Genomic DNA, 12,255 nt, shown 5'->3' on the forward strand with positions numbered 1-12,255 from the left:
GCAAACACATCCGGGGGGAACGATGAGCGATATCGACGCAGTAGCGGGAATGTATAACATCGTGAATCGAGAGAGCCGGACCACCGCCGATTACCAACTTCCGCTCGACGAATTCATCCATCAACTGGAGGAGCGGACACTCCCGAAGAAAGTCTGTGTCGTCGGGCTTGAGGAGGCGCTATCGGAGGACGATGACCTCCGAGAACGGCTCGTTTCGGTCATGCGCTCCGAGATGGATTACTTGAACAATCAGCATCCACTCCCATCAATCCAGTTTGCCGTTGAAGGGGAGTTCCAGAGCGTCGGCGATAGTTTCGAAGTACAGATCGCTGGCGAGTTCTATGCGCTTGAACCGATCTTCGGTCGACAGATCAAACGACGGCGGGATGGATGGCTGGCCACGCCGTTCCGTGTCTAGCGATTATAGTAGCGCACGAGTCTCCGATTCCGCAACTGTGCTTCCGTCGTCCGCCTGTCGAATGAGAAACAGCGTGATCGTTCCGTAGTCGTCGTTCCCGTCGGGGTTGTAAACCGGAACGCACGTCGTCCGGTCGGAAGGATACTTCGGACTTCCATCGTCGTTCTGTTCGGTACAGATGTCTTTGAGTCGGGATTTCGTCCATCCGCCACCGTTCTCGAGATCGAGTTTATTGGGCCCCCTCGTAGAGAACGTGATCGCGGAGATGATCTTGTTCGCGAACGACGATGGATTCGCAATACTGAACGGTCCGTTCACGTCCTCTATCCGTGAAAGGTCCTCGGTGGTGGCGGTATCGAGACAGAGCATCCCCTTGTTGACGGCGTCGAACACCTCCAACTCCGGATACGACTCGGCTAACACGTCGAGCAGATACTCTCGGAGGATCGACTCGTACGTCTCACAGGAGAATTCCCCGTCGGGAGAGACGATGTCCACCGTAGCATCGGCGCGGTTCACGTCGAGTGATGCCCGATGGTAGAGCGGACAGAGAAACGCCATTCGATCGGTTGTAGTCAGGTACGCGTAGGAGAACATCCGCGACCGGGATCCGGACTCGTGAGCCGGATTCTTTCCCTCACGGTAGTACTTTGAGTCCAACACGGCAAGCGTCTCCTTGTCATCCGTAAGCAGATGGTCCGGGTAGTAGGTCGCATCGGTGTTCCCTTCGAACGGGTAGACTGGTGGCTCTGACTCACACTCCACCGTCTCAAGTTCGTCGAGGTGGTCAATGTCTTCGAGGGAGTCGAGCGTTCGGGAGAGCACGCGTTGTGTGTAGTCCTCGAACAGCGAGTTCATGCTGAGCGCGTAGTCCACAAGCAGCTCTTCGGGGCCGCTCCCAGCTTGTCCGAGAAGTGTCGAGGCGAGGATTGATCGGGATGTGTGGAGTGCCCGCTGGTAGTAGTGACGCTGTCGCGGGAGGTCGGACAGCGAAACCCGTCGATACGCGCCGAGACGCTTCTGTGAACTTCTGACTCCCCGCTCTTCGATCTGCTCGACCTCCGCGTGAACCATCGAGAACAACGCGTTCTGTTGGGGATGTGCCTGCTCGTGAGGAGTCTGCTGGAGCAACCGGAGCAGAAGCTTGCCGGCCATATGGATCGTCTCGTTGACGACATTGCTGTACTCGACCTGCGTCTCGACCCAGGTTGGTTCCGGGTTCCCACTTGCCTGATTCAAGAGCGTCTGTGACATGTCGATCGAGCCGATTCCCTCGAACCCGGTCCGACGGCGGATCTCGAGGTTCCGGATGAAGCCCTTTCGCTTGATCGTCCGCAATCCTTGGACGTAGTTGATCGCGAAGATGGCGATGATTCTGGACGCGTCGACCCCGCCAGCCGTCATCTCGTCCAGCGGGATCCCGTAGGGGGAGTCCGTTCGCTCGATCTCGTAGACGGTCAGCAGCATTCGGACAACGTCGTCCCAGTCCACCTTCGGCTCTATCTGAACACTCATCCCTGGCAGCAGCCGGACGACCCCGACGACGTCAGAGGGTTCTACGTGGAGCGTATCCTCTACGATCCGAGCGGTGAGAACCTGAAGCCCATCCTCCTCATTGTCGGTACTGGACCGTCTACGGCGAAGTCGCGTCCGTCGCTTGATGAACTGACTCCCCTCGCGGACGAAGTTCGCCGCACGGAGTTCGTCTGCGACACGATCAGGATCACAGTCTTCGACAACCAGCTTTTGGTTCTCCTGGACGCTACAGAGCGACGTACCGTACTCACACCGTACTGGCCTACTCATAGGCGCTGACGCCCATATCGCGCTCCTCGGCGGCAGCCTGCCGACGCGCCAACTCGGCCGGAGCGCTCATGTCGAACCGGAACTGGTCGTCGAGCGTCTCGTAGTGACTCGCGATGCGGTTGATCTGTGGAAGTGACGCCGTGTTCAGGAGCCGCGGTGTGACGTAGGTGGCGAAAGCCTGTCCGACCGCCGTAATCGCCTCTCCTGCGTACGGCCCGCCCGGTTCACAAGCGTGTTTCAGGAATTTTGTCACGTCGACGTAGTGCATGGGGCCGAACTCCATGATTCCGCCCTCGCTGTTCGTCGTCGTCCCATCGTTGATCCCGCGATGGTGATTCTCGAAGAGGTCTTTCAGCTCTTCGGTGTCGATGTTACGGTCCGGGCCCGGATCCAACTCACCGATCCAGTCGTCGAACAGTTCCGTCCTGGCGTCGTCATCGTATCGGCTCAGCTCAACCATTGCGAAGCGACGAGTGATGGCGTTGTCCAACTCGTTCACTGTCCGGTCGGACATGTTCATCGTACAGATCAGCTTCAGGTCGTCGGTCAGTGTCAGCCCGGTTCCCTCTTCATCGCGGAATATCACCTGATCGTGGTCCTCGATGGCGGTGTACAGCGGACCGAACACCTGCGAGATGTCGGCGCGGGTGATCTCGTCGATGATGACGGCGTAGTTGTCGCCGTATCGCTCGGCCTCCTGGATACCCTGCGAGACGCACCCAGCCCGGCGGTGATAAGTGATCTTCCCGTCCTTTGTCTCGGGCTGGATGCTGCCGGTGATGTCCGCCGGGGTCCACGTCGGCGTCGCGGTGTGGACCTCGTAGTCGACGCAAGTCTCCAGCGCGAGCTGCTTCGCGAAGTAGGTCTTTCCCGTCCCGGTCGGCCCGTAGAGCACGATGGGCTTCCCGACCGCGAGCGCGGTGCGGGCGTTACGCTCGACGGTGTCCGGAACGAGTACGTCGCCGAGGTCGGCGTTGCGCTGCGCGACCGTCTGTTTCACATCGAGTGGGGCAGTTTCCGAGGTGAGGATCGCCTCTTTGAGTTCGGTGCCAGCGCCGGGGACGTCGACGTCGATGGTGTAATCTTCGACGAGATATCGGATCGCATCCGGGTCTGTCGTCTGATTGATGAAGTCCTTCGCCGTGGCAGCGTTGGTAAGGAGGAACCCGCTGTACTCTTCGGCCTCCTCCCGGTCGTAGTTCTGGAAACTCGGCTTCGAACTACTCATTACACGACTGGTATCGGGGAGCTATCATAAAACAACATGAGATATTCTAGTCCGATTGATGGCAATATAGTGGTTGAGCTTAATAGGAATAGAGAACAGCGACAAGCCAGTTTCCCCAAGACCCCAGCGTGGGTATCAGTAATCACCGATACTTCGATCACCTCCGAGGATGCGCCGGTAGACATCATCACCACTGGCATCTGCTAACTCGTCACAAAGCTTGCGGAGATCATCGGAAACCGTCCAGGCCTCAAGATAATCTTGGATCGACTTGCCATGCTCATAGCGGTGGCGCAGGAACTGGGCTTTATCGAGAGGAGTCAACCCATCTTCATCCTCGCTGACACGCTCTTGGACGTACGCAAGTCGCTTCTCATCTTCCCATGTTCCAAGGATGAACTCGCCACTGTCCATCCGGTAGAGGTGTATCTCTTTCATTTCGTCAGGGTTCGCGCTTGTTCCCCGAGTTAACATATTCAGGTCGCTATAGGTAGGGCCGTCTATTTCCAGCAGGTCAAGGAACACGTCCACCTCACCAATGTCGCTTCCTTGTTGGATGATTCCATAGATTTCGTCCACCACCTCTTTGGCGCTCATAACTTTGCCGTCCCGCTGTACCTCTCCGTGGTGTTTTGAATATTCATGGAACGCACGTCCCATTTCGATAACGCCAATGTCACCCTCAGATAGTTCACGATCCTCGGTAAGACGCTGGTGGGTCTGCTTGGCCGTCCGAACGATGTTCCGACGGAGTGAGTTCCACGAAACAGGTTGTCGGTCACCTGCTGGTCTGGCTACAATCACGATGTCGAACTCGACCGCTTCACCCTCGAAGAACTTGTTCGAATCTGCCGATATGGGATATGTTGCGGTCACCTCGAATCCAACGTCACAAAGGGCGGAGAGAAGTTCACCCCAGGATTCGACTCCGCTATGATGATATGTGAAAACAAGGACCCCATCCTCTTTGAGTGCTTTCGATATTGAATTGAAAGCCTGCCTAATTTCATCTTCAAATTCTGCTTCTCCTTTCCCAGCAGCAGGGTTAGCAACAATACTCTCGTCTCTTGGTGTCTTCTCCGCTTCAAACCACTCGTATTCATCTTTCAATAGAATACGTTGCCACACATAGAAGAAATCAGAAAGTTCCGAATAGATCACATTATCGTAATAGGGCGGGTCCGAAATGACCGCGTCATACTCGTTATTGCCCTCTATATTCCGCGCGTCCCCACAATGAATAGACGAGTCTCGGCCGATTGGCTGGTTGAACGGTTCCGATTCTCTCGTTTCCCCATTGTCTATATACCGTTCTGTTGGTGCTTGAGCGTACTCAACACCCCTTTTAGTCATATCCCACATTGCTGTGAAGGTACCCGTCCCGAATTTGGTACCCCACACATTGTTTTCGACAGGCTTTGTCGGCGGGTCGAAAGAATTTGATTTAAAAATATTCGTGTTTTTATTATATGCCGGGTTGTAGACACTCATCAGACTATTGTAGTTGAGTGATTCTGAGAGATTCATCAACAAATATTCTCTCAAATTGTTGTTTTTGATATCGGAAATGGAACGCATTAATATTGAAAGGCACAGTAATTGTCTCTCATTAAACATATCTGTCCAGCGAGTTATTCCGTGCCGGAGAACATTATGTCCTCCCCCTATACTGCCTTCGAAAAGTGTACTGTCTGTTTTTATCCCTTCAGGAATGTTTTCTGACGGTACGAATTTTCTCAATTCTTCTGAGGAGTTCCATCTCTCTGACGCTTCTTCGTACAGTGATATATCTTCTTCTGTGATTGATTTGTAACCCTTAACATCTGATTTTGAAAGGCCATTAGAATCACATGTCGGACAGTAGTATTCAAGCGCGTAAAGACGTTCCTCGGCCTTACCTTGTTCTTGAGTCCCATCTAAAATCCCGTATTTTTGACCACAATCTTGACAAACGTATCCTCGGTCAACAGTTCCCTCTGAGGGTACAAATTCATGCCCACAATCGTCACAAGTTGAATGGGATTTCCAATCGTCTACTAAAACAATAGATTCGCAATCCGGACATAGGACGTTGTATTTATCGTCATTTTCATATCTACCTTTGCCTACACGATAGTCTTTGAAGAGGGGAACAGTGCTACCGCACGAAATACAATCTAATTCTTTGACCCAAAAGTAGTACATCACGTCGGCGTCATGGTCGCCATTTGGACAGGATGTTTTGTAGTACTGTAGAATCTCACCAGCCACATCCTGTTTGATTTGTTGGAATGCTTCTTCAAGTTCCTCAACATCGGTTTGACCAGCGTCTAGTTCTTTCTTAGAAACAAACCACGCAACCGGATTCAGGTCATAACCGTCTGATTCAACACCGAAGCGTGAGGCCTCCACAAGAGAAGTTCCACCACCCATGAATGGGTCGAGAATCTTCTTATTCTTAATGCGAACATCCTTTGGATAGAGTTCCCATAGGCTCTCAGGGTCAGCAAGGTCGACGTTTTCGATGAGATTTTCAACGTTGTTGTGACCGCCACCGAAATCCGAGAGATCTCCATTGTCACCAGGTTCGTACACATCGACCATTTCAGGATCGTCAAGCAAGGAATAAAGACAGATAGAACGGAAGACAGCCCCATCTCGGCGTGCCCACCATTTGTGCATGGTATATATTGGCCGATACCACTGTTTAGCGCGCGTTTCTTTCTCGGCTATCTCGTTGACCCGCTCTATAGGGAATCCACGCTCTATCGGGAGTTCCTTCCGTTCCGTTCGATCAGCAGAGCGACCGGCTTCCTCAGACATTGTGAATATGTCCTCTCAACCCACCGAAGTCTCATAAATCCACTACACTTTACAGCCCCCTCGTAAAACATGACTCCTTCTACACAACCTATTTGACGACATACCTGTTTCGTCGAAGCATGGAAGAGCAGGACCTCGTCGACATCGAGGTCACGCACGATGATCCGGACGATCTTGTTGACTCCTATTCCTTGGAGATCTGTGAATTTTCCATTCACCACCAGACTGTCGTCGCAAATCGTCTCCTTGCCGGCCAGCCGGACACCGAACTCCGGTCGCTCGCCGGCGTCGACACGGAGCAGGTGAAGCTTCTCGAACACCAAGTTGACGCCGCCCATCGCGCCCTCTTCGAGATGGACGGCAAGGCGCTGCTCGCGGACGAGGTCGGCCTCGGCAAAACGATTGAGGTCGGGATGATCCTCAAGGAGATGCACTACCGCGAAACTGACGGCTCCGTGCTGATCCTCACCCCGGCCCAACTGGCCAAACAGTGGCAGGGCGAACTTCGCGAGAAGTTCGGCCTTGAGTTCGTCTGTAACTACGACGACGAGTTCCAGGGGTTCGACGCGCACGACCGCATCATCGCCAGCATTGACACCGCAAAAAGCGAGCGCCACCGCCCGACCGTGCTCGCCCGCGACTGGGACGTCCTCGTCATGGACGAGGCCCACTACGTCAAAAACGAGGAGACGGACCGCTACGAACTCATCGAGCAACTCACCTACGACTACGCGTTCTTCCTCACGGCGACACCCATCCAGAACGAACTCACCGATCTGTACAATATCGTCACCCTGCTTCGCCCCGGCTTGTTCGGCAGCCGAGACACCTTCCATCAGTACTTCATCGACAGCAGTCAGGACACGCTGGTGAATCAGAACGAACTCCAACGACGTCTGGGGCAGGTGATGATCCGAAACCGACGCGAGGACACGGACATCGACTTCACCGACCGTATCATCGAAACCCGAACCTTCGAACCTAGCGCGGCCGAGAAGGACCTCTACGACGCGGTGACCGAGTACGTCCGCGGCGCATACAGCCAGGACAGCGGCCAGAAACTGGTGTTGATGCTGCTCCAGAAGGAGGTCGTGAGCAGTCCGGCGGCACTAGAGGGGACGATCCGCAAACAGCTCGACGAACAACACGAGCTCACCTACCGCGACGAGCTCGAGACTATTCTCGACAAGATCGATTCGATAGCATCGGTTACCAAGCAGGACCGACTGTTCGACATCGTCGAGGAGGCCCGAAACCACGTCGAGATGGGTCGAGTCATCGTGTTCACCCAGTTCCGTGCGACGCAGCGGCAGGTACTCGAAGGACTGAACGAACAGGGGTACACGACCCACGCGTTCCACGGCGGCCACTCCAGCCAGGAGAAAGAAGACATCGTGGACCAATTCCGTGAGGAGGGCGGCGTGTTGGTGTCCACCGACGCGATGAACGAGGGACGCAACCTCCAGTTCTGTAACATCATGGTGAACTACGACCTCCCCTGGAACCCGATGAAGGTCGAACAGCGCATCGGACGCATTCACCGGATCGGCCAGAAGCGTGAGGTGTACGTCTTCAACATGGGGCTCAAGGGTACGATCGAGGAGTACGTCCTCGAGCGGCTCTACCACAAGATCGACCTGTTCCAGCAGACGGTCGGCGAGCTGAGCACGATCCTCACCCGCATGGAGGACTCCGGGCAGAGCTTCGAAGACGAGATCTTCGAACGGCTCGTCAACGCCGACTCCGAGGTGGATCTTGAGAACGACTTCGACTCGATGGCGATCGATCTCGGGCAACAACAGGAGCTCTCTCAGAAAGTCAAGGCGTTCAACAACGGCGTCTTCGAGAGCTTCGATCTGGGGACTGACGATGACTGATGTGACACACGCGGTAACTCAATCCGCACTGGAGGCGTTCGCTCGCGAGTACTTCGGCAACCTCGGTACGACGATACGAGAGGACGGGAGTCGATGGCACGTACGGCTACCAAGCCACGCCCATGTCGGTTTCACCGATGTCCACGAGTTTGACATAGCCCTGGATAGCGAACAGGAAGGATTGGAGGACTCTGTACACGTACTCACTCCCGAAAGCGGGTTCACACAACAGCTCCTCGATGAGGCGGCCGAAACGGCTCCAGTCGGCCAGCTCGCGCTTACCGAGGCGGTAACTGACGGTACGTATCAGTACCCCCCATGGATCCGTGAGAGCGATGTGGACGTCGTTGACGCGACGTTCAGCCCGTACTACGACCGGACGGCCGTCTGTATGTTCGTTCGGATCGACATCGAGACGGTCAGTGAGTACCAGACACAGTTCTTGGAGGCAGTGACGGTGGACGTGGAGTCGACGGAGCAGCTTCCCAACGTCACGGAGCTACTCGTCGATGAGTTCTTTACGCCTGGGTCGGAGTGGCCAGCGGGTTCAACTGAAGACGGCGATGACGAAAGTGGCGTTTCGTCGGAAAAACTGAACACCGCAATCACGACTGGACAAAAAGCTGTAGTAGAGGGTGTTCGAGATGAGATATCCGGGGTTCGGCAGTCGGCATCGCGTGCTGCCGATTCGGAGTTTGAGGAATACCGGCAGCTACAGGAACAACACATAAACGAACTTCAAGATGAGATCAGTTCTCTCTCGACCCGCCTCCAGAAGCTCAGCACGGAAGTCGATGAACCAGAGTCACCGCAACAACGGGTAGAGGCGCTCGAGAAGCGGAAAGAACTCAAGACGGAGAAAGCGGAGCTCGAGGACGAACTCGAGGAGACTCTCCAGGAGAAGTCAAGAGGATATGCCCAACAACAACGGGAGATCGAACGACGACACGCGATCAAAGTTTCTACTGAACCGAAAGCGTTCACCATTGTACTGTACGAACGTGGGGAGATCACGTTCGAACTGGCTACTGGTAGTCGGAGTACAGCTGTGCGTGCGCCGTATGCGGTCGGTGTTGGTGTAACCGATGACGTACAGTGTGAGAACTGTCAGAAACAACTCTCCGGAGAGAATCCAATCCGTGTAGTTGCGGGGCACATTTGCTGTCAGTGTTGCCAATAACGAGTGTATCCTGCGGAGATTAGAGTTCGTGCCGCTAACCCGTGCCGGTACTCCACGTGCGTATCGCCACCAACGCGAAAATATGGTTGAGGTTGACTCTGAATAGATCCTCTGAGTCTAAGCCCCAACCTGCTAACTCCGGAATATACTGCTGTTTTGTTCTCCCAGTACAGGCTATCTTTTCTCAAAACGCGTCGAGAAGGTACTGATATTAGACACTCACGAAAAGGGGGTGGCTATTATATACTTAACCCGGCAAAACGGAAAGTGTGACCCACGTCGCGTTGTACGCCCGCGTCTCGACCGACCGCCAAGATCATGAGCGGCAGATCCGCGAGCTCGAGGAGTTTGTCGTCGAAGAGTATCCTGATGCAAGCGTCGAGCGGTTCGCCGATGTTATTTCTGGGACTGATGATGAGGGTGGCGCAGAGTATCGCCGGCTTCGCGAGGCGATCGCCGGTGGGGGGATCGATGCCGTCGTTGTTCATGAGCTGTCGCGGCTCTCTCGGCTCGGTGGGGGTGAGATCCACAACTTCCTCCAACACGCCCTTGAGCACGAGACGAGCGTCCGAGACCTCGAGGTCGGACTCGAGCTTGATGTCGACGACAGTATGGTCGATCAGGCGGTCACTCAAATGATCGCCGGGCTCATGGGCGACCTTGCCCGGATCGAACAGAAACAGAAAGTCCGCCGGATCCAATCAGGGATCGACGCCGCTCAGGAGGCCGGCAGATGGACCGGTCGACCACCGACTGGCTTTGAGGTCGTCGATGGGTATCTCCGGGTCGATCCCGAAGAGTACCTTAGGGTCCGTGCCGGTATGGAGCGAGTCGCCGGCGGCGAATCACTCGCCGACGTCGCCGACGACATTGGTGTCGCTGCGAGTACACTCCGAGAACTGTATAACGACCGCGCGGAGCTATATCTCCGCGGCGAGGCTGACGACGATCGCGTTGACGCCGCCCTCGAGGATGTTCGCCCACTGAGCGAACCCGTTGCTGAGCCTCCTGAAGATTTCAACGAGCGAATCAAGCGACTCGAACAGAAGGTCGAGAATCTTGACTGAACACAGTCCACAGTATGATTAGGACTCACCGGCTCTAAAACTCCCACTCGTTGAGGTTTAGCCCCCGCGTGGGCTACTCTCTGAAATCAACAATTGCTACATGAGAGCGTTAATAATTACTGATACCACTTTTTTGTCAGAGATTTGCTTATCTGTTCTGTAGGAGCGAGTGATTTGAAGACTACAATTAATAAGCTATTACCTGTGATGGGTGCGACGGCATCAACGAATAGACTGTAACACGTCTTAGAACCTGTAACGATATTCGGAACTGTAACAGCGAACACGTGAGGGGCGTCAATGCTCGCAAAAATATCTTTTCAGACATATCCATCGACGATCCCGTGTCAGATGTATCTACCAGTAGTTACATATTGAATTAAACACGCAAGAGGGCGTCGGGGTCGACGGCTGCCGGCGAGAGTGTGCTGGGTTCAGTATTCGGGACCAGACTATTTATCTTAAATTGTGGGAACTAGACTGCGTCTCTCATGTTTTTTCTTTTACTGACGCACACGTGAGGTGAAATATTCGCGTTGTCGTGTCACCAGCAAGTTGTGTGGTAACATTACTTCCTTTCACAGTCACCGCCAACTTGATCGGTTGGGTCTCGTTCGGCGTACATGCTACTATCCCCTGGATCGTCCCGTCTCCACCCGGTGATATATCGGTAGGGAGTGTTGGGTCAGTGATCGTGAAGTTACCGTCCTCAATCGTGACGTCCGTTACATCAATATTACTAGAGGCTCGGTTTGTTATCGTTACCAAGTCGGTCGTATCGCCATCTTGGACAAACTGATCAGTAGACTGGTATCCTACGTACGGTTCGTCATTAACGACTTGGAGCGACATACCCTGTTCTGCTGAGACACTCGTGTAGCCGGATGAGCCGAAGATAAGCCCCGTACTCGCGACAAGTACAAGAACCCAACTGAGTGTTTTGATCTTGTCCATCGGTATTGAAGAGTTCGTGAGAACCCTTCGCGTGCTCTGTCAAACCGAATTAGTTGGAGTGAGTTACTCGCTCACAGTTCCGTACGTAGCTACCTGCTCATCAAGTCCCATCAGTGAATCATCAGTAAATGCCCGGATGTTGAACGGTGCACCCTTTGTCAGCTCTTGGTCGAAGGGGCCGGAATACCCATTTACGATGGCGCGGAGGACAACATCCGCTGATGCTCCGGGAGTCAGCTCGATGTATCCTGCCATGGAGTCGTCGAAGATTTTTGTATTACCACCGACCACCCCACGTTCCGTGACATCGGTCTTGAACCGAGTAGGATCCAACCGCTCTTGGAAATCAGGAGCACTGGCAGGGGCCTGGGATCGATCAATCAAGTCAACCTCACCGGCCTGCCCATTTGAGGTATCTCCTGCGGTTGCACTTGATGATGCAGCAACAAATTGCACGTCAATACCTGCAGGCACGTCGAATCTGTTATTGCCGCTAGCACCGGGGTGTTTGTTTTCCTGCGACCCACTAATATCGTTGTTACGCAGCGGATTAGTAATCTCCACGTAGAGCGAGTCAGTGAGGTTATTCCTAACCGAGAACGCAGGACGAATAGTCGTGATGCTATTCGGGTTGAGCCCACCAGTACTGCTACTCTGATCACCGTTGAGATCGATAGTGAACGGGGTTCCTGATTCCACGAGGTCTGAGCTCGTGTTGGCGGAAACACCAAGATTTGCGGAACCGTTACCAACGACCTGGGCATTAAACCCATTTTGTGAATTAATCGTCACAGCACCTGTACCTACTGCGGCCGCCGAGCCAGCGGCGAGCGATCCCACACCTGCGAGGAACTTGCGTCGTTGCATTGTTGTGTAACCTCGTTGTGTCCGCACGCGACCCGCCTTCAGGAACACGGGACATC

Annotated in this window: 8 protein-coding genes; 4 read left to right on the forward strand and 4 right to left on the reverse strand. The window is 54.3% G+C overall.

Translation table 11 applies throughout. The annotated features are described in order from the left end of the window. The first annotated feature begins 22 nt into the window (after positions 1–22). Positions 23–418 (forward strand): hypothetical protein, encoded by a 396-nt coding sequence (locus EXE52_RS08805; RefSeq protein WP_137703668.1) that lies wholly within the window; start codon positions 23–25, stop codon positions 416–418. A gap of 3 nt (positions 419–421) precedes the next feature. Here EXE52_RS08805 and EXE52_RS08810 read toward each other — a convergent pair whose 3' ends face one another. From EXE52_RS08810 to EXE52_RS08820, 3 genes are all read right to left on the reverse strand, one after another. Further along, complete coding sequence (locus tag EXE52_RS08810) at positions 422–2,224, reverse strand: hypothetical protein (protein ID WP_137703669.1); 1,803 nt, start codon at positions 2,222–2,224, stop codon at positions 422–424. Further along, a complete protein-coding gene (locus EXE52_RS08815) occupies positions 2,217–3,452 on the reverse strand; it encodes an AAA family ATPase (RefSeq protein WP_137703670.1) in 1,236 nt (411 codons plus the stop codon). The genes EXE52_RS08810 and EXE52_RS08815 overlap by 8 nt, the downstream gene beginning before the upstream one ends. Before the next feature lie 135 nt (positions 3,453–3,587). After that, positions 3,588–6,254: a DUF1156 domain-containing protein gene (locus EXE52_RS08820; protein WP_137703671.1), complete on the reverse strand. Its 2,667-nt coding sequence runs from the start codon at positions 6,252–6,254 to the stop codon at positions 3,588–3,590. 119 nt (positions 6,255–6,373) lie between these two features. On the opposite strand from EXE52_RS08820, the gene EXE52_RS08825 reads away from it, so the two are divergent. The 3 genes from EXE52_RS08825 to EXE52_RS08835 all read left to right on the forward strand — a co-directional run bounded on the left by EXE52_RS08825 (position 6,374) and on the right by EXE52_RS08835 (position 10,378). After that, the gene (locus EXE52_RS08825) at positions 6,374–8,131 is read left to right on the forward strand and encodes a DEAD/DEAH box helicase (protein WP_137703672.1); all 1,758 of its coding nucleotides are present in this window, start codon (positions 6,374–6,376) and stop codon (positions 8,129–8,131) included. Next, positions 8,124–9,311 carry a hypothetical protein gene (locus EXE52_RS08830; RefSeq protein WP_137703673.1) on the forward strand — a complete coding sequence of 396 codons (1,188 nt, stop codon included), beginning with the start codon at positions 8,124–8,126 and terminating at the stop codon, positions 9,309–9,311. The genes EXE52_RS08825 and EXE52_RS08830 overlap by 8 nt, the downstream gene beginning before the upstream one ends. A 269-nt stretch (positions 9,312–9,580) precedes the next feature. Further along, positions 9,581–10,378: a recombinase family protein gene (locus EXE52_RS08835; RefSeq protein WP_137703674.1), complete on the forward strand. Its 798-nt coding sequence runs from the start codon at positions 9,581–9,583 to the stop codon at positions 10,376–10,378. Positions 10,379–11,395: 1,017 nt separating this feature from the next. On the opposite strand, the gene EXE52_RS08840 is transcribed toward EXE52_RS08835, so the two are convergent. Further along, complete coding sequence (locus tag EXE52_RS08840) at positions 11,396–12,199, reverse strand: hypothetical protein (protein ID WP_137703675.1); 804 nt, start codon at positions 12,197–12,199, stop codon at positions 11,396–11,398. Positions 12,200–12,255 lie beyond the last annotated feature (56 nt).

The sequence above is a fragment of the Halorubrum sp. CGM4_25_10-8A genome (assembly GCF_005435025.1).
Taxonomy (GTDB): domain Archaea; phylum Halobacteriota; class Halobacteria; order Halobacteriales; family Haloferacaceae; genus Halorubrum; species Halorubrum ezzemoulense.